Source organism: Paenibacillus cineris (assembly GCF_018333335.1).
Classification (GTDB): domain Bacteria; phylum Bacillota; class Bacilli; order Paenibacillales; family Paenibacillaceae; genus Paenibacillus_AQ; species Paenibacillus_AQ favisporus.
Map to the genome: position 1 here is coordinate 1,773,615 of NZ_BORU01000001.1, position 23,565 is coordinate 1,797,179.

22 protein-coding genes are annotated in these 23,565 nt (G+C 56.0%); 19 read left to right on the top strand and 3 right to left on the bottom strand.

Translation table 11 applies throughout. From position 1 onward, the window contains the following. Positions 1 to 23: 23 nt before the first annotated feature. Both KI379_RS08615 and KI379_RS08620 read left to right on the top strand, forming a co-directional pair. Complete coding sequence (locus KI379_RS08615) at positions 24 to 1,748, top strand: proline--tRNA ligase (RefSeq protein WP_212984652.1); 1,725 nt, start codon at positions 24 to 26, stop codon at positions 1,746 to 1,748. 79 nt (positions 1,749 to 1,827) lie between these two features. Beyond that, positions 1,828 to 2,391 carry a GNAT family N-acetyltransferase gene (locus KI379_RS08620; RefSeq protein ID WP_076167687.1) on the top strand — a complete coding sequence of 188 codons (564 nt, stop codon included), beginning with the start codon at positions 1,828 to 1,830 and terminating at the stop codon, positions 2,389 to 2,391. 90 nt (positions 2,392 to 2,481) lie between these two features. Here KI379_RS08620 and KI379_RS08625 read toward each other — a convergent pair whose 3' ends face one another. Then, positions 2,482 to 3,228 carry a hypothetical protein gene (locus tag KI379_RS08625; RefSeq protein WP_212983295.1) on the bottom strand — a complete coding sequence of 249 codons (747 nt, stop codon included), beginning with the start codon at positions 3,226 to 3,228 and terminating at the stop codon, positions 2,482 to 2,484. Between the two features lie 187 nt (positions 3,229 to 3,415). Next, complete coding sequence (locus KI379_RS08630) at positions 3,416 to 3,985, bottom strand: GNAT family N-acetyltransferase (RefSeq protein ID WP_163872903.1); 570 nt, start codon at positions 3,983 to 3,985, stop codon at positions 3,416 to 3,418. Between the two features lie 288 nt (positions 3,986 to 4,273). Here KI379_RS08630 and KI379_RS08635 point away from each other — a divergent pair, with 288 nt between their 5' ends. From KI379_RS08635 to KI379_RS08710, 16 genes are all read left to right on the top strand, one after another. Then, positions 4,274 to 5,875, top strand: a complete 1,602-nt coding sequence (locus KI379_RS08635; protein ID WP_244879221.1) for an S-layer homology domain-containing protein — start codon at positions 4,274 to 4,276, stop codon at positions 5,873 to 5,875. A gap of 200 nt (positions 5,876 to 6,075) precedes the next feature. Further along, positions 6,076 to 7,128, top strand: a complete 1,053-nt coding sequence (locus KI379_RS08640) for an ArsR/SmtB family transcription factor (RefSeq protein ID WP_212983296.1) — start codon at positions 6,076 to 6,078, stop codon at positions 7,126 to 7,128. After that, positions 7,118 to 8,401, top strand: coding sequence for an MFS transporter (locus KI379_RS08645; RefSeq protein ID WP_212983297.1), 1,284 nt, complete (start codon positions 7,118 to 7,120; stop codon positions 8,399 to 8,401). The genes KI379_RS08640 and KI379_RS08645 overlap by 11 nt, the downstream gene beginning before the upstream one ends. Positions 8,402 to 8,446: 45 nt before the next feature. Beyond that, positions 8,447 to 9,316 carry an MBL fold metallo-hydrolase gene (locus KI379_RS08650; protein ID WP_244879222.1) on the top strand — a complete coding sequence of 290 codons (870 nt, stop codon included), beginning with the start codon at positions 8,447 to 8,449 and terminating at the stop codon, positions 9,314 to 9,316. 102 nt (positions 9,317 to 9,418) lie between these two features. Further along, a complete protein-coding gene (locus tag KI379_RS08655; protein ID WP_212983299.1) occupies positions 9,419 to 9,901 on the top strand; it encodes a hypothetical protein in 483 nt (160 codons plus the stop codon). Between the two features lie 80 nt (positions 9,902 to 9,981). Beyond that, positions 9,982 to 10,908, top strand: a complete 927-nt coding sequence (locus KI379_RS08660; protein ID WP_212983300.1) for a DMT family transporter — start codon at positions 9,982 to 9,984, stop codon at positions 10,906 to 10,908. A gap of 386 nt (positions 10,909 to 11,294) precedes the next feature. Continuing rightward, positions 11,295 to 12,002, top strand: a complete 708-nt coding sequence (locus KI379_RS08665) for a metal ABC transporter ATP-binding protein (RefSeq protein WP_212983301.1) — start codon at positions 11,295 to 11,297, stop codon at positions 12,000 to 12,002. Next, positions 11,939 to 12,841, top strand: a complete 903-nt coding sequence (locus KI379_RS08670; protein ID WP_280518774.1) for a metal ABC transporter permease — start codon at positions 11,939 to 11,941, stop codon at positions 12,839 to 12,841. Before KI379_RS08665 ends, KI379_RS08670 begins: the two co-directional genes overlap by 64 nt. Then, positions 12,838 to 13,893 (top strand): metal ABC transporter solute-binding protein, Zn/Mn family, encoded by a 1,056-nt coding sequence (locus KI379_RS08675; RefSeq protein WP_212983303.1) that lies wholly within the window; start codon positions 12,838 to 12,840, stop codon positions 13,891 to 13,893. Before KI379_RS08670 ends, KI379_RS08675 begins: the two co-directional genes overlap by 4 nt. Positions 13,894 to 13,918: 25 nt before the next feature. Then, the gene (locus tag KI379_RS08680) at positions 13,919 to 15,115 is read left to right on the top strand and encodes a GTP-binding protein (RefSeq protein ID WP_212983304.1); all 1,197 of its coding nucleotides are present in this window, start codon (positions 13,919 to 13,921) and stop codon (positions 15,113 to 15,115) included. Between the two features lie 234 nt (positions 15,116 to 15,349). Then, the gene (locus KI379_RS08685) at positions 15,350 to 16,486 is read left to right on the top strand and encodes a zinc-dependent alcohol dehydrogenase (protein ID WP_212983305.1); all 1,137 of its coding nucleotides are present in this window, start codon (positions 15,350 to 15,352) and stop codon (positions 16,484 to 16,486) included. 240 nt (positions 16,487 to 16,726) lie between these two features. Next, entirely contained in the window at positions 16,727 to 17,464 is a 738-nt protein-coding gene (locus KI379_RS08690; protein WP_212984654.1) for an ABC transporter ATP-binding protein, read from the top strand. Beyond that, positions 17,461 to 18,306, top strand: coding sequence for an ABC transporter permease (locus KI379_RS08695; RefSeq protein ID WP_212983306.1), 846 nt, complete (start codon positions 17,461 to 17,463; stop codon positions 18,304 to 18,306). The genes KI379_RS08690 and KI379_RS08695 overlap by 4 nt, the downstream gene beginning before the upstream one ends. A 9-nt stretch (positions 18,307 to 18,315) precedes the next feature. Next, on the top strand, positions 18,316 to 19,089 hold the full coding sequence (locus KI379_RS08700; RefSeq protein ID WP_212983307.1) for an ABC transporter permease: 774 nt from the start codon (positions 18,316 to 18,318) through the stop codon (positions 19,087 to 19,089). A 24-nt stretch (positions 19,090 to 19,113) separates the two neighbouring features. Continuing rightward, positions 19,114 to 19,809 (top strand): response regulator transcription factor, encoded by a 696-nt coding sequence (locus KI379_RS08705; protein ID WP_212983308.1) that lies wholly within the window; start codon positions 19,114 to 19,116, stop codon positions 19,807 to 19,809. Then, the gene (locus tag KI379_RS08710; RefSeq protein ID WP_212983309.1) at positions 19,788 to 21,269 is read left to right on the top strand and encodes a sensor histidine kinase; all 1,482 of its coding nucleotides are present in this window, start codon (positions 19,788 to 19,790) and stop codon (positions 21,267 to 21,269) included. Before KI379_RS08705 ends, KI379_RS08710 begins: the two co-directional genes overlap by 22 nt. 114 nt (positions 21,270 to 21,383) lie before the next feature. On the opposite strand, the gene KI379_RS08715 is transcribed toward KI379_RS08710, so the two are convergent. After that, complete coding sequence (locus KI379_RS08715; protein WP_089546663.1) at positions 21,384 to 21,584, bottom strand: hypothetical protein; 201 nt, start codon at positions 21,582 to 21,584, stop codon at positions 21,384 to 21,386. 155 nt (positions 21,585 to 21,739) lie between these two features. Here KI379_RS08715 and KI379_RS08720 point away from each other — a divergent pair, with 155 nt between their 5' ends. Further along, the gene (locus KI379_RS08720; RefSeq protein ID WP_212983310.1) at positions 21,740 to 23,509 is read left to right on the top strand and encodes an SgrR family transcriptional regulator; all 1,770 of its coding nucleotides are present in this window, start codon (positions 21,740 to 21,742) and stop codon (positions 23,507 to 23,509) included. Positions 23,510 to 23,565 lie beyond the last annotated feature (56 nt).

The window sequence follows — 23,565 nt, forward strand, 5'->3', positions numbered from 1 at the left end:
GATCGGCGATGAGCCGTTATATTATTAAGCAAACGTCCCTGCTGATCCCAACGCTGCGCGAAGCGCCTGCCGAAGCGGAAGCGCGAAGCCACCAGCTGCTGCTCCGGGCGGGCTTTATCCGGCAGCTGGCTGCGGGAATTTACAGTTACCTGCCGCTTGGCTGGCGCGTGCTGCGCCGGATTCAGACAATCGTCCGCGAAGAAATGGACCAGGCCGGGTTCCAGGAGCTGCACCTGCCGGCGATGCAGCCGGCCGAGCTGTGGGAGCGCTCCGGACGGTACGGGGCCTACGGGGCGGAGCTGATCCGCCTGCAGGACAGGCATGAGCGCGAGTTTGTGCTCGGACCGACGCATGAGGAGGTCATCACGGCGCTTGCCGCGAGCGAGGTGAATACGTACCGCAAGCTCCCGCTTCGCCTGTACCAAATCCAGACGAAGTTCCGGGATGAGCGGCGTCCGCGCTTCGGATTGCTCCGGGGGCGCGAGTTCCTGATGAAGGATGCGTATTCGTTTGACCGCAGCTGGGAGGAGCTGGACCGGACCTATCAGGCGGTCCGGGATGCTTACCGCCGCATCTTCACCCGCTGCGGCCTGAAGTTCAGCATGGTGGAAGCGGAGGCGGGAGCCATCGGCGGTGAAGGGGAAACGCACGAGTTCATGGCGCCCGCGGAAATCGGCGAGGATACGATCGTCAGCTGCATGGCCTGCGGGTATGCGGCCAATCTGGAGAAGGCCGCTGCGGCTGCCGGAGAACGTGCGGCGGATGAAGCGGAAAGCCAAGCTCCCGCCATCGAAAAAGTCGCCACGCCGAACACAAGGACGATCGAAGAAGTGAGCGCCTTCCTTGGGGTGCCTTCATCACATATTTTGAAGACGATGATTTATATGGCTGACGATAAGCCAGTCGCTGCCGTCGTACGGGGAGATCATGAAGTCAACGAGAATAAGCTTGCCGCAGCGATTGGGTGCGTGACGCTTGAACTCGCCGACCCGCAGGAGGTGCTGAAGGTGACGGGAGCGCCTCACGGTTATGCTGGGCCTGTCGGCCTTGATATCCCTGTATATTTGGACCGCGATGCCGTGCTGCACGGCGGCGCGGCAGCCGGAGCAGGGGAGGAACATGCGCACGTGCGGAACGTGGTGCCGTTCCGGGATTTTCAGCCGGCGCACATCGGCGATTACCGCAGCGTGCAGGAGGGGGACCGCTGTCCGAACTGCGGGGAGACGCTGCATTTTGCCAAAGGCATCGAAGTAGGTCACGTCTTCAAGCTGGGCACCAAATACAGCAGCGTCCTCGATGCCGGATATACGGACGAAGCCGGCCGGGAGCAGACGATGATCATGGGCTGCTACGGCATCGGCGTTTCCCGCCTCCTTTCGGCAGTGGCCGAGCAATCGCCCGCGGAACAAGGGATGTGCTGGCCGCTCGGCATTGCCCCGTATTCTGTGCATCTGATTCCCGTCTCCGCCCAGGATCCGGAACAGGCGGCGGTCGTGGACCAGATTGCCAAGGAGCTTGCGCGGCAGGGCGTGGAATGCCTCGTCGATGACCGGGAGGAGCGGCCGGGCGTGAAGTTCAAGGATGCCGACTTGATCGGCCTGCCGCTTCGCATTGTCGTAGGCAAACGGGCCGGGGAAGGCGTCGTCGAGTGGACAGACCGCAGGGCCGGTGGACGGACTGAGGTAGCGTGGCAGGAGGCTGCGCGGCTGGCTGCTGAAATTTGTTCCGCGTCGTGGGAAACTCTATAATAGAAGGGATTGTGCCTGCACACAGGAATGGAATTTCCTGGGCAGATTAACCCTATGTATTGCTATGATGGAGGAAGCTATGACAATCAGACCCGCAAAACGAGAAGACGCGCATCATGCCGCCCGGCTGCTGTACGATGCGCTGCACGATGTTGCGCATCAATTAACCGGAGAGGACAGCGAGGAGTCCGTGCTGGCCGCGCTTGAAGCCTATTTTGCCGCCGAGGAAGGCCGTCTTAGCTACAATCAGACGCTGGTGAAAGAACTGGATGAACGTCCGGTAGGCCTTGTGGTGGCATATGGAGGCGATCAGGCGGCGGAGCTGGACCGGCCCATCCTTGCGAGGCTGCGTACCATGAAGCAGAACCCGGATTTGCAGCTGGATAAGGAAGCGGACCTCGACGAATATTACATCGACACGCTTTCGGTCTCGCCGGAGTATGGCGGACGGGGGATCGGCACGTCCCTGATTCGGGCAGCCGAGGAACGGGCAAGTGCATACGGATACGCTAAAATCGCCATGGCGGTTGTCACGGATAACACGAAGGCCCATTCGCTGTACCTGAAGCTCGGATATCAGACCGATAAAAACATTATGATTAACGGCCATGTGTATTATCATATGGTCAAACATTTGGGCTGAAGCCAGCCCGCGAAGAATGAACAGAAAAAGGACAGCCGGCGGGCTGTCCTTTGCTGCATTTATATACTGGCAGCGGTCATTTCAGGCACATCAAGCCTTCGTTTCCCGGATCGGTTCAAAGATCGCCACCTGCCGCTTGCCGACCTTGAAATGCTGAAGCCGCTTATAACGGGCGTGCCCAAGCTTTTGGCTTTTGTCCGCGATCATCGCGACGACCGCACCTTCGCTGCTGAGCAGCGGATAGATATGCTCAAATAAAGCGGACACCGGGTCGGCGTCGCCGCTTTCCCAGCTGACGAGATCCCCGTAGGGAAGGTCGGTCAGCACGAGATGGATCGGCTGATCGACGTGATCCAGGTGATGCGGCTCCGTAATGTTGTCCTGAAAAACGACGCTTGCGTCCAAAGTCAGGCCCGAGACTGCAGACTCAAGGCGGGCCAAGCTCTCCAGCGCTTCCTTATGCGAAGGTTTGCCGTAGTTTCCGTACAGCTCCCGCAGTTGGAGCTCCCGTTCGGTGAGCCCCTGCTTCGTCAGGAGCGCCAAATTTTTGCCCGCGACGGACAGGGCATTCGGATCGACATCCGAGGCATACATCCGCCGGACCTGAGTTCCGTGAAGAAGACCGGTTATGGTCAGCAGGTAGGCTCCGCCGCAGCAGGGATCGTATAGGGTATAAGGGCCGGAAATTCCCCGATCCTCCAGGATGCCGAAGCACCGCTGGACAATTTCACTTCCGAGCCGCACCGGGAAGGAGGTCACGCCGGGGGCATTATAGAGTACCCTGCCGCTGGCGTAGTCCTCGTAGCTGCCCGCTTTTGTTTCATACAAGTATTCCATATTGTTTACCTTTCAGCCGTTGGTGTGTTTGCGTTTTTTAAGAGATCAGAAAGTATAGTAGTTATTCATTCTATGTAACTGGTAACATTGTAGCACGGGAAGGGTCTCCGCCCAAATGCCGCACAAAAGAAACGCGAAGGACTCAAGATCGTCCGGCAAATCGCAAGCCTTCCTTCTAAGCTCTTCGCTATTCCGCCGCCTGCTCGAGGCCCGGCCATTCTTCCGCCGTCACGGCAAGCAGAACATGATCCTCCCACACGCCGTTGATTTGCAAATACCGCTCCGCAAGGCCTTCCCGGCGGAAGCCTGCTTTTTCCAGCACGCGCAGCGAACGCAGGTTCCGCGGCATGACGCCGGCCTGCACCCGGTGCAGCCCGAGGCTTCGAAACGCATGATCCACGCTCATGCGGACGGCCGCGGTCATATAACCTTTTCCGTTCTGATCCTGGGCCATAAAGTAGCCGATGTTGGCGTTTTGAAATACGCCCCGCGCAAATGCCGTCAAGGCAACCCGGCCGATCAGCCGATCCGATTCCTTTAAAAAGATGCCCAGTACACAAGCCTGATCCAGCTCAGCGCCCGTGATGCCGTTCCACACGTCCTTGACCTGTCCTTCCAGCGTCCAGAACGACTCGGGACGAATCGGTTCGAAGGGCTGAAGAAAGTCGCGGTTATTTCGGCGCAGCGTAAAAAGCGCCTCTGCATCCTCTTCCACCAGCTCTCTTAAATAAATAGCCTCATGCTGATCCAGCAGCATTACAATCCCTCCTTAAATATAATATCGGTCGATGGCATTCCAAACTATATTTCCGACCGCTTCATATCGGCAATCTGGATGCCTGCTTACAGTAATATAAGTCTAATTTCCAGGGCTGTCCATGGCAAATGCTGTCGTATCTTCCCGTTTTCATTCCACTTTACTATGACGGTTTTTATACCATATCTACCAATATTTAGCGATCAAATCGTCCGCATCTTTTTGATAGGATAAGAGTAAGCATTCTATGAAAGAAAATCTATTCTATGAAAAGTGAGGCACCCTCCCTTGATTAAACCGCAAAAGTTAGTAACCTTATTTGCAGCATTCATGCTGGCCGCAAGTACTGGACCGGTATATGCCGCATCCGGCAGCTCGAGTCTGCCTTTTCATGACATTTCGGGGAGCTTCGCCCGGGATGAAATCGTCGACCTCGTTCACGAGGGCGTTGTTGAAGGAACGGGAGGGGGAGCGTTTGAACCGCGCAAAACGGTGACGCGTGCCGAGTTTACCGCCATGACGGACCGATTGCTTAAATTGAAGGAAGTGGACGGGGACATCCCGGCTTTTCGTGATGTTCCGCGCACATCCTGGTATTACGGCTGGGTGCAGGCCGGACTGAACCTTGGCATTGTTCAGGGGAAAAGCGACAGCACCTTTGAGCCGAAGGCGAATATTACCCGGGAGGAAGCCGCAGTCCTGATCGTTCGCGCGCTGAAAAAGGAACCGGCTGCGGTCAGCGCAGGGCAGCTGCTGTATCAGGATGCCGCGAGCATTTCCGCATGGGCGCGCCCTTATGTCAAAGCCGCGGCTTCACTAGGCCTGATGGAAGGAGCGGACGGAAAATTCCGCCCCAAAGCTAATATGACCCGCGAAGAAACGGCGGCCGTGCTTGACCGCGTGCTGCAAATTTCGTCATGGGATCAGGCGATCCATTCCACGCCGGCGTCCTCTCTGCAGGTCGGATGGCAGAACGGTTTGACCATCTCCCAGTTTATCGCCAAGGTGAAGGCATCCAACGTCAACACGATCGTACCCCGTTGGTTTTTTCTGGAGGAGGGGACCGGCTCCTTGTCCAACCACGTAGACGCCAGCCTGTTGAACTGGGCGAAGCAGAATCATAAAAAAGTGTGGGCGCTCCTCGGCAATCACTCGGATCCCGAGCTGACGGACGATATATTGACCGATCCTGCGAAAAAAAGCAGCGTGATCAAACAGCTGACCGCTTATGTTAAATCGTACGGTCTGAACGGCATCAACGTCGATTTTGAAAATGTCAGCCCTCAGGACCGCGAAGCACTGACGGCGTTCGTGACGGAGCTGGACCAAAGCCTGCGTACCGTGGGCGGCGTCGTATCGATCGACGTGTCGCCGGACCTCGGAACCGACTGGACGGAAGCCTTTGATTACAAGGCGCTGGGACAGGCGGCGGATTATATCATTCTGATGGGTTACGATGAGCACTGGGGTGGCGACCCGATCGCCGGGTCCGTTTCTTCTTACCCGTGGGTGGAAAGCGCGCTGGATAAGCTTCTTCGCTCCGTACCATCGTCCAAGACGATCCTGGCCCTTCCATTCTATACCCGGGACTGGACGCTGAAAGAAGGAGGAGCCACTTCAGAAGAATTGAACCTGGCACAGCAGGGCGTCCGAACACGTTCTGTGGCCTATAACCGCACCTGGGACGACAACCTGGGGCAGTACGTTTTCAAATATCAAAAACAGGGATATACCCATAAAATATGGATTGAGGACAGCCGGTCCATCACGAAAAAATATGTTATGGCAGCCGACCGGGGAGTAGCCGGTTACGCTTTCTGGTATATGGGGGCGGAGACGCCTGACGTATGGACGGCGATGTCCAATGCGGCAAGGTATGCTTCCTACTAATTCATGACCAGTAAAATAAGCGGAGTCTGATCTTGGGATAGATCAGGCTCTATTTTTACATATCATATTCAATTAAATTAGAATTATATATTCTATAATTATTGAATATATGAAGCTGATCGATTAGAATAAAAACATATTGGTCCAGATTTTGGAATTCACCGGTATCGATACCATGGAATTTTGGAAGGAGAATGGGGATGAATTTGCTGGATCTTTCCTTTAAAAGAACGAGCTATGAGGCCAAAGTGTTGTCCTCCATCTGGTATGAGTGCGCGCTGGGAGCAGCCGTGCTGACCTATCCGAAGCTTCACGGGTCGCTGGACAAGCCCGGCGAATATTATGCCCATCTGCGCCAAAGAGCCAGCAGCCGGCTCGAAGCCGAGCTTCAGTTCTGCCAGGAGCATAACACCTGGAAAATGCTGCTCCAGCTGCTGCATTCCTTGAACGGCGAAACGATTGATAGCTTTGCAATGGAGGCTCATGCTCTAAGCAGGGAGGAGTTCCGCTATCTTGTGCTCCCGTACCTGGAGACAGCTTTGGAGCCAGCCCGCAGACGGGCGGCGGAAGGAGACGCTGCTGGTGCGGAAGAGATGATGGATGCCTGCCGCGGACACCGTTTTTTTCCACAATTGATTCATGATGTGATGACGACGGATGCCGATACGCTTAGGGAGCATCTGATTGCTCTGCTGCAGCTGTGGGACGCGGAGTTTATGGAACGCGAGCGGGAGATAACGGCGGCCGTGCTGAAGCGGGATGCGGAGGAGAAGGAGGCCTGGCTTCGGACGCTTTCACCTGAGGAGGCTGTCCTGAGGGCAACCGGTGTGGAGTATGCCCCCGAGCCGGGGGTTCAGCAGGTGCTGCTCATTCCTCAAATCATTTATAGGCCGTTTACCGTCGAGGCTTCGCTGCCGCAAACGAAGGTATTCTATTATCCTGTCAGCGAGACCAGCCTGCCGGGGCTCCGGGATCTTTACGAGCCGCCGTCCAGGCTGGTGCAGATCTACAAGGCGCTGGGAGATGAAAAAAGGCTCCGCGCCTTGAAGCTGATCGCCGGGAAGGACCGGACGCTGAAGGAGCTGACCGACGCCCTGGGGCTGGGGAAAACGACGGTGCATCATCATCTGGCCGTTCTGCGCGCAGCCGGGCTCATCCGGGTGAAGGGCGGCAGCTATGCCTGGAATTCGCAGTCACTTCACCATCATGAACGGGAGCTGAACGAATTCCTGACCGGCAGCCATGATCAATAGGCAGAGCCCGGAACATGCGGAGGGTGATTCCGCACAGCTGAGGCGATGGCCGCCAAATTTCGCATGGCTGTATGCGGACCAGCTGCTGTCCGTGTTCGCCGGCACCTGCGGTACGTTTATCCTCTCCTGGCTGCTGTATGAGGTGACAGGCTCCACAGTGGCGATGGGAGGGCTGTGGCTGATCAGCTTCGCTTCCCAATGGGGCGTTCAGCTGCTTGCCGGTCCCCTGATCGACCGGTGGAAAAGAACGACGGTCATGAAGCTGTCGGAAGCTGTCCGGGCTGCGGTATATCTTGCCGCGGGTCTGATGTGGATAGCCGGGGAAAGACAGTCATATATATTGTATACGGCGTCTTGGATCAGCTCGTTTGTCATGTACGACCTTGCTTCCGGTGCCCTGCTTCCGAAGCTGGTCAGGCCGGAAGAACTGACCCGCAAAAATGCATGGATGTCGGGAAGCGTGCAGCTGATGCGGACCTTAGCCTTCCCGCTGGCGGGTCTTGGCTTGCAGGTCCTTGAACCGGGAACCCTCCTTCTGATCCTGTCCTTGCTGTTTGCCGGCTCTTTCCTGTGCATCTGCTGCATTCGGGAGGGGCCACCTGCCTACGCTGTTTCTGCTGGACAAGGCCGATCAGGCGCGGGAGCGGCTTGGTTCGGTCAGATCCGGGCCGGATGGAGGGTATTTTCGGGCAACCGCCTGCTGGTTGCGCTCGCTTTGTTCGTCTCCGTTACAAGCTTTGGCGTAGCGGCTACGCAGGCGATGTATATCCCGTACGTCTCGGAGGTGCTTGGCGGGGGCGCAACGGAATATGGCTGGTTTACGGCCGCATTTCCCTGCGGGTATGTGCTGGGCAGCTGGGCAGCCGGCAGAATAAGGGGAACCTCTCCGATGCTTGGCACCATGCTCACCGCTCTCCTGACCGGCGGGGCGACTTACGTCGGGCTGTCGCTTGTGCGCAGCCTGCCTGCTGCCTTGGTGATCGAGCTGGCCGCGGGGATCGCGATGCCGTTCTGGAATGTCTTCAGCAGTAATGCTTTCTACAGGCTGGTCCCCGAGCAGGTCCTTGGGCAGGTCTTATCGATGCGGCTGCTGCTCGTCAAATTTGCCGGGCCGCTTGGTATCCTCTACGGCACTTTTTGCGCCGCGGCGTACGGAATTCCCCGTCTTTTCTTGACGGTCGGACTGCTCATTATGGCTGTGACGGGAATCGGTGTGGCCTGGACGATGATTTTCAGACATAATCCGGCAGGTGAATTGAGAAAATATCCATAGGAAAACAACCGTTTTACATACCACATGAAGGAAAAGAGGTTGACAATGGAGAAAGGTACCGATCAAGAGCTGTCTTACGGAGCAGACTATCATTATATTCCCGCCACCTCGGCGGCCAGCGGTGAGGGCGTGGAGGTTCGCCCGGACGTATACAGCTACACGGTGCAAATCGTCAATATTTTGCTGGCCGGTGCCCCGCAGGCTGGATCGTTCGTATTGATCGATGCAGGGATGCCGGGTTCGGCGGATGACATCATCCGGACGGTGGAAGAGCGCTTCGGGTCCGGCCGCCGTCCGGAAGCGATTATATTGACCCATGCCCATTTTGACCACGTGGGCGCACTGATCGATTTGGTGAAGCACTGGGAAGTCCCGGTATATGCCCATAAGCTGGAGATGCCATACCTGACGGGACAGGAAAGCTATCCGAAGCCCGACCCGACCGTGGAAGGCGGAGTGCTCGCGAAGCTGTCCTTTGCGTTTCCGAATGAGCCGGTCAACGTGGGCACATGGGTCAAGCCGCTGCCGGATAACGGAAGCGTACCGGGCATGCCGGAATACAGGTGGATTCCTACGCCGGGACATTCGCCCGGGCATGTATCCCTGTTCCGGGAAAGGGACCGGACTTTGATTGCTGGGGACGCCTTTACGACCGTCCGGCAGGATGAGCTCTACAAAGTGCTGACGCAGAAAGTGGAAATTAGCGGACCGCCGCGGTATTTTACGCCGGATTGGTTTGCGGCCTGGCAGTCGGTCAAACGGCTGGAGGCTCTGCACCCGGAAGCAGCCGTGACCGGGCACGGAGAGCCCGTAATCGGCGAGATGCTTGCGGCGGGATTGAAGAGGCTGGCGGAACAATTCGACAGCCTGGCCATCCCGGATCACGGGACCTACGTGAAACGGTACGAACATTAATCGCAGCTTAGAACGATCAGCCGTACAACGGGGGCCATACTCCTGGAATACGGCTTTTTTTATCAAAATACAACGTTTGTAGAAAGGAAGTGAACCGCACTCTTGTCCGTAAAATCGGTGAAATGGTATGCCGTGCTTGTGCTGTTGTGCGTACTCCTCGTGTATCTCGTCGACCTGACGACCTTTCGTTACAACGGGAGGACGATATCCGGCAACGGCAATCCCGGACTGCTGTTTTTGTTTCCGGCCTGGACGGCCGCGCTGATGCTGATGATCGCGACCTTTATTATGGCCGTTAAATATTTTGACGATCTCAGCGACCATATCGTAAAGAAGGCTTACCGGTTCTGGTTACCGCTTTTTTCCCTGTTAGCCCTGCTCCTGTCCGTTTATTTCCAATTCCGCAAAATCATGCAGTGGATGGATACATACCGTCAGATGACGGAGAGGCTTGGCTCGCCGCTATTCCTTGGCGCTCTAAATCCGTATAATAATTCGCTCTATTACAATGCCCATATTTTGTTATTCTGTGTATCGGCGGCCATGCTATGCGGATGGTGGGTCGTATCCAGACGTCCGTACTAAACTTTCGGCATGACGGGGCGGAGAAGGCGTGCTACAATAACATGTTGTAACGCACCCTATGTCAGTTGAAAGGAACATCCATGAGAAAAACATCCGCCCCCCTACCTACATTCATTCCATTGCTGATCGGCATTACGGCGATATCGTTCTCTTCCATCTTCGTAAAATGGTCGTCCGCGCCTGCGTCGGTGCAGGGCATGTATCGTCTGTTGTTTACCGCGATTTTGATGCTTCCCTTCCTCAAGCCCCATTGGAAGGAATTACGGGCACTATCCATAAAAAATTGGCTGCTCCTCGGGACGTCCGGCTTTTTCCTCGCGCTTCACTTCCTGCTCTGGATGGGATCGCTCAAGCTGACAAGCGTCTCCAGCTCAACGATTATATTAGCGCTGGAACCGGTTTTCATCGTCATCGGGGCGTTCTTCTTTTATAAGGAAAAAACGTCGGCTGCAGCCATTTCGGGCATGGTGGTCGCCATTGCCGGAGCCGTTCTGATCGGACTCGGCGATATCGGCGTTTCCCGTGACAATCTGCTTGGCGATCTGCTGTCCGTCCTCGGCACGCTCGCGGTGTCCGTGCACATGCTGATCGGGCAAAAAATGGTCGCCCGCGTGCCATCCTTTGTGTACAGCTTTGTCGTGTTTCTATCAGCCGCGGTCGTGTTTGCCATATATAACGCGGCAGCCGGGGTGTCTTTTACGGCATACCCGGGACGGGACTGGGGAATATTCCTGCTGCTGGCCGTCGTCCCGACGGTATTTGGCCATCTGCTGTTTAACTGGCTGCTGCAGTACGTGCCCGCATCGACGATTTCGATGAGCATCCTGGGAGAACCGGTTGGCGCGAGCCTGCTCGCGTTCCTGATCCTTGGTGAAGCGATCACGCTGTTTCAGCTGGCGGGGGGACTGCTGGCGATTGCCGGCCTGATCGTATTTCTGAATGCCGGAAAGTTCAAAACCCGGCCGAAAAACGATATTCCCGTTGAGCCGGCCCATCCGGCGCCATGATTTGACCAACAACGAAGCTGCTCCAACCTATGGTTGGAACGGCTTTTTTTTGCGATGAAACCCTTTATATAAAAAAATTAATAGTAATTATTACGATTTACTTGCCAGCTTGGGTGTTTTATGGTTTAATCGTTAAAGCGTAATAATTACGATTAATAATCCATATAATGTACCGATTTGAATATTTGCCATCCTATTCCCCGAATAGATCGGACTGAATGGATGATAAGTAAGATGATAAGCAAGTCACAGGAACGGCAGTCGCTTTGAAACTCCATAAGCTGCAGAAAGGAAAAAAATTTTTTGTCTGAAATTAATCGTAATATTTACGAATAAATCCGAGAGGGAATGATTCATCCCTTGACGATGAGGAGGGAGAAAACGGGATGAATATCGCAGCAATGAACAACGTTGTATACGGTTATGATGGGGTCCCCGTCATACATAACGTCTCGCTTCGGATTGAATCCGGCGAGTTTATCGCGGTCAGCGGGCCGAATGGTGCAGCCAAGTCGACGCTGCTGAGACTGCTGCTCGGCTTGGTGAAGCCGTGGAGCGGCGAGGTCAGCTACGCCCCGGATTTTAACCGGAAGGCCATCGGGTATTTGCCGCAGCAGGCAGCCTCGTTCAACAGCGGATTTCCGAGCAAGGTGATCGAGCTGGTCCGTTCTGGCTGCTACCCGAAGCTTGGATTGTTCCGCCGCTTCGGCGCCGAGCAGCATGCGCTCGTGGAATGGAGCCTCCGGCGGGCGGGAATGTGGGAATACCGCACCAGAAAAATCGGCGGGTTATCCGGCGGCCAGAAGCAGAAGGCATGCATCGCCCGCGTCATGGCCCAGCAGCCCGATCTGGTCGTCCTGGACGAGCCGGTAACTGGCATGGATGCAGGCAGCAGGCTGCAATTTTACCAATGGATGAGGGACTATGTATCTGCGGATCCCAGACGCACCGTGCTCATGGTGACGCATGGACTGGATGAAGCCCGTCCCTATTTAGACCGGGTTATCCGGCTGGAAGGAAAGGAGGAGGACTGCCAATGCTTCACTTCGAATTCATGCAGCGCGCCTTTTGGGCAGGAGGTCTTATTGCATTAATCGCCCCGATCCTCGGCGTGTTTCTCGTCCTGCGGCGGCAGTCGCTGATGGCGGACACCCTGTCGCATGTATCTATGGCGGGCGTGGCGCTTGGGAGCGTCCTGCATATGAGCCCTGTACTGGCGGGATTTCTGTTCGCGGTGATCGGCGGGATTGCGATTGAACAGCTGAGGAGGTCCTACCGCGCTTACAGTGAGGTTCCGGTCGCGATCATTATGACGTCCGGGCTGGCGCTGGCGATGGTGCTGATGAGCATGAAGAGCAACCTGAGCAAAAGCTTCAGCAGCTACCTGTTCGGCTCCATCGTGGCCGTGAATCCGCTGCAGCTGATGATCATCGCCGCGGTGACAGCGGGTGGACTGATCTTCTTCGCCATCCTTCGGCGCCACCTCTATACGCTGACATTCGATGAGGAGACGGCTGCCGTGGGCGGCGTACAGGTCAAGCTGCTGACGTTCGCATTCGCGGTCATGTCGGGACTGATCGTGGCTGCGGCGATGCCGATTGTCGGCGTCCTGCTGGTTTCGGCACTGATCGTGCTGCCTTCCGCATTTGCGCTGCGCTTTGCCGGCGGCTTTCTGCAGGCGTGCATCCTGGCAGTTTGTGCCGGTCTGACCGGCGTGTTCGGCGGCCTGACGGCTTCCTATTACACGGATACTCCGCCAGGCGGCACGATTGCGCTGACGCTGCTGCTGATTCTTCTTGCGGGCATTGCCGTTCAGAAGGTCGGCCAGCGCCGCAGACAGCGCCACTTGGGAGAAGCGGTCAGGGCCGTTCCGTCCGTTTCCCGGCAGGTAATGAGCACATCATATCAAGAAGAGGAGACAAACGTATCATGAATAAAAGAACACCCTTTCTATCTGCACTTATCGTAAGTTCGATGATCCTGGTCCTGGCCGGATGCGGATCGGCAGCGAAGAATGATAGCGCTGAGCCGGCTGCGGCGACCGTGGCCGGCAAGGACAAACTCAAAATCGAAACGAGCTTCTACCCGATGTATGAATTTACCCGCCAGGTTGCCGGCGATTTGGCGGATGTGCATCTGCTCGTTCCTGCAGGCACCGAGCCCCACGACTGGGAACCGACGCCGAAGGATATGGCCGCGATCGAGCAGGCGGACATATTGGTCTATAACGGAGCCGGGTTGGAAAGCTGGGTGGATCAGGTGGTCTCCGGCTCGGACAGCAAGGGGATGACGGCGGTAGAAGCGAGCAAGGGCTTGGAGCTGATCCCGGGAACGGAAGAAGAAGACCACGATCATGACCATGACCATGACGCTGCAGATGGAGACGCGCATGCGGCTGAAGCGGAAACCGGACACGAAGAGGAGCATGCCCATGAGCATGAACACGAGCACGATCACGGCGCTTTCGATCCCCATGTTTGGCTGTCGCCGAAGCTTGCCATCGGAGAAGTCCGCACAATCGAAGCAGCGCTGTCCGCGAAGGCGCCGGAGCACAAGGCACAGTTTGAAAAAAATGCCGCTGCCTACATAGCCAAGCTGCAGCAGCTGGACGAGCAGTACACGAAAGAGCTGTCGGGCACAAAGCGCAAAGATTTTGTTACGCAGCATGCAGCTTTCGGATACCTGGCCCACACGTATGGACTGACGCAGGTACCGATTGCCGGTCTCTCTCCCGAACAGGAACCGTCGGCGCAGGCGATGGCGGAGGTCGTGAAGTTCGCCAAGGCTCATCAGGTGAAGACGATTTTCTTCGAGACGCTGGTATCCTCCAGTGTAGCGGATACGATCGCCAAAGAGGTCGGGGCGAAGTCGGCCGTGCTGAATCCGATCGAGGGGCTGACCGCCGAAGACGAAGCCAATAACCTCGACTATCTCCAGATTATGCAGGCAAACTTAACGGCGCTGGTGAAGGCGCTGAATGAATAATCCCATGACAGGAGGACTTGCTCTTATGAACCAATCATCCGTCATTCCGGTCACCGTCTTGAGCGGTTATCTCGGATCTGGCAAAACGACGGTTTTAAACCATGTGCTGAACAACCGCGAAGGCGTTAAGGTCGCCGTCATCGTGAACGATATGAGCGAAATTAACGTAGACGCGCGGCTCGTTCAATCGGAGACTTCCTTGTCGCGCACGGACGAGAAGCTGGTCGAAATGTCCAACGGCTGCATCTGCTGCACGCTGCGGGACGACCTGCTGCAGGAAGTCCGCAAGCTGGCGGAGGAGCGGAGATTTGACTACATTCTGATCGAATCGACAGGCATCTCCGAGCCGATCCCCGTTGCGCAAACGTTTCATTACCAGGACGAGGCCTCCGGGATTGACCTGACGAAATACGCCCGGCTGGACTGCATGGTTACCGTGGTCGATGCGTACCGCTTCTGGCATGATTTCGCCTCAGGGGAGACGCTGCTCGACCGGAAGGAAGGCGCCGGGGAGGAGGATGACCGTGATGTGGCCGATCTGCTCATCGATCAGATCGAAACCTGCGACGTGCTGCTCCTCAACAAATGCGACCTGGTGGAAGAAGAGGCGTTAAACCAGCTGGAGGGATTGATCCGGAAGCTGCAGCCCTCAGCCAAAATCATCCGGACCGTGAACGGGGAGGTCGCACCGGGTGAAATCATGAACACGGGCCTGTTCGATTTTGATGCGGCGAGCCAGTCTTCCGGCTGGATTCAGGAGCTGCAGCGCGAACATCATACGCCCGAAACGGAGGAATATGGCATCGGCTCCTTCGTGTACCGCCGGCGGGTTCCGTTTCATCCGGAGCGGCTTGCCGCGCTGCTGTCGGACTGGCCGGAGGAGATCGTCCGCGCCAAGGGATTGGTCTGGCTGGCCGTCCGCGGCGACATGGCGGCGAGCATCAGCCAGGCTGGGCCGTCGATCCAATTTGGCCCGGCAGGCTATTGGGTCGCTTCGCTTACGGAGGCGGAGCAGCACGAATGGCTGGCACAGGAGTCCGATCTCCGGCGCAGATGGGACGAAACCTGGGGTGACCGGATGAACGAGATTGTGCTGATCGGGATCGGCATGGACCGGGAAGGCATTACCCGCCGCCTCGATGAGTGCCTGCTGACCAGCGGAGAGATGGAAATGAACTGGGCGGAATTTCGTAATCCGCTGCCTTGGATCGAAATCCAGTAACATAGGTACTTACGTAGAGAGCTTGGCCGTCCGAAAAAGGGTTCATTCGGGCGGCTTTTTTTCGTAAATCGCCAAGTTACGCCTTCCGAGGCTCTAAGGAGCATCACATGCCCATCCCGCGTTTGAATTTGCCGGATTGCGTGTAAAGGATAAGGGACTTCACCCGCTGCCCATGCGTGAAAACGCAGGTTCGGGGAGACACTACGGTCAACTCCAAGGAGGGACGATGCTGGCATGAAAGCTGTAACCTATCAGGGCAAAAAGAAGGTGGAAGTGAAAGAGGTCGGCGACGCGAAGCTTGTCAAGCGGGATGACATACTCGTCCGGGTGACAAGCACCGCGATCTGCGGTTCGGATCTTCACATTTACCACGGGCTGATTCCGGGGATGTACGACGATTATGTCATCGGTCATGAGCCAATGGGGATCGTCGAAGAGACCGGACCGGACGTTACCCGTGTCAAAAAAGGCGATAGGGTCATCATTCCGTTTAATGTTGCGTGCGGCGAGTGCTTTTTCTGCCAAAACCAGATGGAAAGCCAATGCGACAACGCCAATGACGCCAAGGATACGGGCGGTTATTTCGGCTACTCGGAGACGTACGGCGGTTACATGGGCGGTCAGGCGGAGCTGCTCCGGGTGCCCTTCGGCAATTTCGTGCCTTTCAAGGTGCCGGAGGATGCCGAGGTGGAGGACGAGAAAATTCTGTTCCTCTCCGATATTCTTCCGACCGCCTATTGGGGCGTAGACAATTCCGGCGTGAAGAACGGCGATACGGTCATTATTCTTGGCTGCGGCCCGGTCGGTCTGCTGGCGCAGAAATTCGCCTGGCAAAAAGGGGCCAAGCGCGTCATCGCGGTCGACCATGTGGACTATCGGCTGGAGCATGCCAAACGGACAAACAACGTGGAGACGTACAACTTCGAGAAGACTCATGACATCGACCAAACGCTGCTGGAGGCGACAAAGGGCGGCGCGGACGTCGTCATCGACTGCGTGGGGCTGGATGCCAAACGGACGGCCATGGAGAAGGTGGAAACGGCCCTGATGCTGCAGGGAGGATCGCTTGGTGCCTTTAATACGGCCGCCAATGTCGTCCGCAAGTTCGGAACGATTCAGGTGATCGGGGTGTATGGCCTGAAATACAACATGTTCCCGTTCGGCCATCTGTTTGAGCGCAACGTGCAGGTGAAAATGGGACAGGCCCCCGTCATTCATTACATGCCCGAGCTGTTCCGGCAGATCCAAACCGGGAAAATCGACCCGACCGACATCATTACGCATCGGCTGCATATCAGCGATGCCCCGCGGGCTTACGAAATTTTCGATAACAAGGATGAGAGCTGCATCAAGGTCGTGCTGAAACCCTAGGGAGATATCAAGCGGGTTCAGAAGCACATGCCACGATATAAGCGAATCATCGAATCACGCGTCCAAAAAGGAGCGGTGTGCAGGAATGATCCTGCCACCCTCCTTTTTTTCGTATACCTGTACAGCTTCTGACTCTTGCCGTGAGGAAGCACTCCTGCTTTCAAGTTTTTTTTGCCGACGTTATAAATTCTTTAGAATTGCCTCCTATACTTCATGGCAGGAGGAGATCATATGAACGAAATGAACGAGACTAATGTACTGGAAGTATTAAACGTATCGAAAAAAGCGGGGGCGCGTACCTTGGTGGACCACGTGTCCTTTTCCATACAGGCGGGGGATGTATGCGGTTTTGTCGGTCCGAACGGTGCCGGGAAAACGACGCTGATCCGGATGATGACAGGACTGATCAAGCCGGGGGGCGGGAGCATCCGAATTGACGGAACCGATGTGGGGCGCGAGCGAGTCAAGGCGCTGTCTCGGGTCGGGGCGATTGTGGAATCGCCGATCTTTTTTCCTTATATGTCAGGCAGGGACAACCTGCTGAACCTGGCAAGGCTGCATCCGAATGTGTCGGGGACAGAGCGGAAAGCACGTGTGGAGGAGGTTCTGTCGATTGTTGGGCTGAGCGAACGGGGCTCGGACAAAGTAAAAACCTACTCCCTCGGCATGAAGCAACGGCTCGGCATCGCCCAGGCTTTGCTTGGGGATCCGCGGCTGATCATTCTGGACGAACCGGCGAACGGACTTGACCCGATGGGCATCCGCGAGCTGCGCCAGCTGATCCAGCGGCTGAACCAGGAGCGCGGGATTACGTTTCTGGTTTCGAGCCACCTGCTGGACGAGCTGCAGCGGATTTGCAGCCGCTTTGTCATCATCAAGGAAGGCAAGCTGGTCTGGGAAGGCACAAGCCGCGAGTGGCAGGAGGTGGCCGGGGCGAAGGGGATTGAAGATCACTTTGTGGAGATGATGACCTCATGAACAGCGCCTTGTTTCTAAGCGAGTGGGAACGGATGTGGAAGCGCAAAATCACCTGGCTGTTCCTGATCGCCATGCCTGCTGTCGTCGCGGCTACCGCCAAATATTATGCCGGCCACAATCGGGGAATTTCACCCGCGAGTGCGGAGTATACCTGGGCGGGGAATTTTCCGGTGATGGCCTTGATCGAGCAGCTGATCGTTGTGTTCAATGTGATGTCTCTGATCCTGCTCACGCTTTCCGTCACGGAGGAATACCGCAGCGGGCAGATCCGGATGGTCATGCTCCGTTCGTTCACGGCAGGGCAGCTGCTGCGCGCCAAATGGCTGGCCCATATGGCGGTGATGGCGCTGTATTTTACCGTATACCTGCTGTTGTCGGTGGCCGCCGGCCTGCTGTTCTTCGAGCCTCATGAACACATTCAGCTGTTTTACCATGACCATACCGTCCCCTTAAAAGGGATGATCGGCTACACCTTGTTGTATTACGGACTTGCGTTTCTGAGCGTACTGGCAATCGGGAGCGTCTTCATGGCGGCGGCCGTCATTTCGCGAACGACGACGGGCGCCGTCGGTTTGGGGCTCGGATTTCTGCTGTGCTCTCTCGGATTTCCGCTGATTTATGAGCTGGCCAACCGGGTTGGCGGTCTGGGACTGCCGGCGATGCTCAAGTATTTGTCGTTGACCGAAATCCAGTACAGCGGAATCGCGGTTATACTGGGTCAGGCCCAGGCGGTGAGTTCGGAAGACGCAGCCCTGACGGCGCTGCTTGTGGGCTTAGGATATGCCGTGGTTTTCGGCGTGGGGTCGCTGCTTGTATTTTCAAAATCGGACCGGTGGATGTAAGGGGGATAAATGATGCTTGCGATGATGTTAAGCGACTGGGAACGGATGTGGAGACGGAAAAAGACGCTCGTCAGTCTGCTGATTTTTGCCTTGATTATAGGATTGGATTGTCTTTTTTTAAGCATGCAGAAGTTGGGGGCGTTCGATAACGTATCGACCGTTCCGCTTGTGTCGGAAAATTTCGCTTTGTTTTTGTTGAAAGAGGTGTCGTTCTTCCTCGTGCTCATTATCGGACCGATGCTGATCATCGACAGCATGAACGGGGAGTACACATCAGGACAGCTGCGGATGGTGCTGATTCGCCCGGTATCCTTCGCCAAGCTGTTCCTGGCTAAATGGATGAACCTGGCGGGAATGCTGCTGCTGTTCACGGCTGTAACGTTTGCCGTCGGCGAAGCCTTCGGCTATGCTTTTCTGCCCGGCGCGGATACCGTCGTGTTTTTGAATCCGGAACAGCAATACGGCCCGATTGGGGCGTTCTTCTACTGCTTGAAGTCTTACGGCCTTTTTTATCTGATCCTGCTGGCGCAGCTGAGTCTGACCAGCCTGATCTGCACGCTGCTGCCGGGCGTTGTGCTCAGTTATTTGGGGTGGATTGCGGTCGCAGCCGGGTCTTTGTATGTCTCTGATTCATTCGGGTTCCTTCTGATGGGAATGAGTACGATCTTTAAATTGACAGCGGGATTATACCATCATCCTTTTTATTTGCCGCTTCTGGTGTGTCTTGGATTCGGTTTTGCCGTTACAATGGGATTATGGCAGCGGAGAGGCTGGACCAAATAGAGAGAGAAGAAAGAGGTACATGCAATGAGCGACAAAATACTGATCGTGGATGACGAAGCCGAAATTGCCGCCCTGCTGGAGCAGGCGCTGACGATGGAGGGTTACGAGGTGATGACCGCCGCAGACGGGCGTGAGGCGCTGGAACGGATCCACGACCGGCCGGATTTGATTATTCTGGACGTCATGATGCCGCACGTCAACGGCTTTGAGCTGTGCCAAATGATCCGCGAGGAAGTTGGCTGCCCGATATTGTTCGTAAGCGCGAGGCAGGCCGAAGCAGACCGGATCCAGGGGCTGTCCATCGGCGGCGATGACTATATTACGAAGCCGTTCAGCATCCGGGAACTGAAAGCCCGCGTCGCGGCCCATCTCCGGGGGAGACGGCGGGCTGCCGGCCAGCAGGCGGAACGGTCCACCTTGCGGTACGGGCTGCTGCACATCGATCTGAAAGGGCGGAGCGTCGCCTACAAGCAGACCGAGATTCCGCTGACTGCGAAGGAATTCGACATTATCGAGCTGCTTGCGCTGCATCCCGGCCAGGTTTTTTCCAAGGAGCAGATCTATGACAAAGTGTGGGGGCTTGAGGCGATGGGCGATGCCAGCACGGTAACGGAGCATGTGAAGAAAATCCGGGCGAAGCTGACCGGTACGGATCCGGATACCCCATACATCACGACGGTTTGGGGGGTCGGCTATAAATGGGAAAAATCGGCTTTATAGAGCGGCTTTCCATTAAAAAGCAGCTGATCTCTACGTTCATCCTGATCATGCTGCTCAGTCTGGTGCTGACGGCGGTAACCTATATTGTTGGCTTCTGGTGGCTCACGAGCAGCAGCTGGTTCAATCCGGCCAATCACTACGAACAGAAGATTCCGGCGATTGCCGCGTACTCGCGCACTTTGGGAGAAGCGGTGCTGGATCCGGCCAGCCGGCCGAAACTGGAGGAGAAGATTCCCGGAGAAGGGATCAAGTATCAAGTGATGGACGCCGGGGGCAAGGCGTTATACGGAACACTGACCGGACCGGTTTTTAAACAAAAAGGGGATTTGGTCCAACGCTTAAATACCTCTTTTTCGCGGCAGCCCAGCATCGGGTTCGGCGGCGTCATTACGAAGATCGTCCCGGTGACGTCTTCCTCTGGAGAGCTGCGCGGCGCCATCGCGCTGGAGTACAAGCTTGAGGTGACTTCCAACGGTGGCCCAGGGTCAGCGGATATTCTCAAGTTTGCCCTGAATATTTGTTTTCTTGCGGCGCCTTTTATTTACATTGCGCTCTTTACGTATATATTTGCAGCCCGGTTCGGAAGGCGGATCAGCCGTCCCGTTCATGAACTTATCGATGCATCCGAGCGGATCCGCAGGCAGGATCTTGATTTTACGATCACTTACAAGGCGGCCAATGAGCTGGGGCTGCTCACCGATTCTTTTGAAAAGATGCGGGCTGCTCTAAAAGACTCCCTGCTCCGGGAATGGAAGCTCGAGCAGGAGCGCCGGGATATGATGGAGGCCATCGCCCACGACCTCCGGACACCGATGACGATTATTCAGGGCAATGTAGAAATGTTGACGGATACCGCGGGAGTGATTCCGCGTGACAAGCTCGAAGATCGTCTGCGCGTCGTGGAGGGCAACATTCAACGGGTCAACCGGCTGATTCAGGATATTCAGGTGGCTTCCGAGAAGGATATGGAGTATTTTCCGCTGTATGTGAAGGAAACGGATGTCGCGGAGTTTGCAGGCGCCAAAGAACGGGAGATCCGCTATCTGTGCGCGGGCAAGCAGATCCGGCTGGAATATACGGTGACCGATGAGCGGCCGGAGCCGTATCCCGTCTATATGGACGTCCAGCGCGTCGGGCAGGTTCTGGATAACGTCATTACGAACAGCCTCCGGTATGTTCCGGAGAAGGGGAGCCTCAGCGTATCCCTCACCATTCGCGAGAAGGACATCCGGTACGAAATCTGTGATACGGGGCCTGGTTTCAACGAAGCGGACATACCGAATCTGTTCCGAAAATTTTACAAAGGCGACAAGGGACAAACCGGGCTTGGCCTGTATACAGCCCGCGTCATTTGCGATAAGCATGGGGGAGGCATTCAGGCTTCCAACCGGCCGGAGGGCGGGGCCTGCATTACGTTTACGGTTCGGACGGACATGCATAACCCTGAAACGGGGCAATGAACGGAAAGCGTCTATAAAGGCACCGGCAAAGACAGGATGCGTTCATCCTGTCTTTTGTTTTGTCGGCGGCTGGATCTCACAACGAAACGGTGAAAGAGATCCCTTAACCGATGTTTATGCGAAAGGATGCTTCCCTTTTTTTCGTCTTAACAGGCTAGAAGTAATGGCGAGCATCCAACGCGTGTTTTTTTGGGATTTGAAGGACTTATAACGATCAGCCGATTCCGTAGTTTCTGATACGCCGGCATGCTTGCGGTGATGCTCAGCTTGGCGGTATTCCATCAACTTTTCTTGCACATAATGATGTTCCAGCATGTGTTCTCCTCCTCGAATAAACGTTCCGGTATTGGATGAATCTGTCTTTTCTCTGTCTAATGCCATTATGATCTATTCAAAAGGGGATAAAAAGTGTATACTTGCGCAAAAGGATTTCCTCTTTTATTTGGGACGTCAGGCAAGGAGGGCTGAGTATGCTGTTGGATGAAAGGTATTTGCTGCTTCATGAGCGCTTTGGCGGCGGCACGGAGCTGGGAATACCTATCGAAGTGACGCTGGATGAGCTGGCCGATGCGCTGTATTGCACCAGCCGTAACGCCAAGCTGATTTTAAGAAAACTTGAAAGCGAGCATTTGATCGAGTGGCTGCCCGGGCTGGGCCGGGGGAACCGGTCGAGGATCGTGTTCAAAGCCGACAAGGAAGCCTATTTGATCGAGTATTCCCAGCATCTCGTGGAGAACGGCGATTACAAACGCGCCTTCGACCTGATCGGGGGATTTGGAAACGGAACGTACGCCAAGCCGAAATTTCTCGAATGGCTGGATAACCACTTCGGCTACAAAAAAGGGGAAGAAGGCGGCCCCGATGATACGCTGATCTTTCCCGTGCTGAAATCTCCGCATACGCTGGATCCCGCCGATTTGCTGTACGCGTTCGATTCGCATTTGATCCGGCAAATTTTTGACCGGCTGCTGAGGTTTGATGAACAGACCGGCACGATTGCGCCGATGATCGCTCATACCTGGTCATCAAACGACAACGCCACGGAATGGACGTTTTATTTGCGCAAGGGGGTTCGCTTCCATAACGGGCAGGAGCTGACCTCACGCGATGTGCAGTTTACGCTCGAACGCCTTAAGGACGGGACGGCCAACGGATGGCTGATGCGAGGCGTGGAGCGTGTTGAGACGATCGGACCCCGGGTTCTGCGGGTCAAGCTGAACCGGCCTAACTGGATGTTTGACCGGTTCATGTGCTCGGCGGCGGCTTCGATTCTGCCCTTCGGCTTCGCAGGCATGGAAGAGGACAGCTATTGGAGCCATCCGCTTGGAACGGGACCGTTCCGTCTGGTCACTTGGACCAGCGGCCGGATCGAGATGGCGGCGTTTGACGCCTATTTTCAGGGGAGGCCGTATCTGGACGGCGTCGACATCGTGATCATGCCGGAAGAATGCAGCACGGAAATGGACGGAATCGCCAAGGTTCACCACAGCCTGGATACGATGCGTATGGACCGGAGTACGCCGGAGGATACCTGGCAGGAGATCGAGAAACTGTGCCAGGGCTGTACGCTGCTTACCTGGAACGTGTCACGTGAAGGTGTGCAGCAGTCGGAGGCGTTCCGGCGGGCCGTGCGGATGATCCTGCATCCCGGTGATATGGTGGCGGAGCTGGGCGGCGAACGGGCGCTGCCGGCTTTTGGGTTCCGTCCTGACGCGAGCCGTTCCCACGCGGTGGAACCGACGCGTCCCGATCGCGTCCGGAGGGCGCTGGAAGAATCGGGTTATAACGGAGAGGTCCTCCGCTTTGCATGCCACCAAAAATATGGGGAAGACGGCATGTGGGTCGTAAACCGGCTGGCTGCCTGGGGAATCCACATCGAGACCCTGGATTATGACCAGTGGCCGGAATCGGATTTCGTCATCTCCGGCCTGGTATTTCCCGAAGACGAGGTATGCGAAATTGAAGCTTATCAACACCGGGACTGCGTCATGCAGGCTTATTTTGACCGTGAACGGAAGGAATGGATTACCGGCCGGATCGATGCGGCCGTGGCTGCTGAATCTACGGACCAGCGGCGGATGTTCTTGAAGGAGATTGAGGAACATCTCCGCGATGAGGCGACGGTCATTTTTCTGCACCACCGGAGGCTGAGCACCTTTTTGCATCCCTCGGTACGCGGTGTCAGCCTGAATCCCCTCGGGTGGATCGACTTTAAGGATGTATGGCTGGAACAGGCATGACGAAAGGCTGCAAAAGCGAAGCTCGTGCTCAAGTATGAAACATTTGTGAGGCGTAG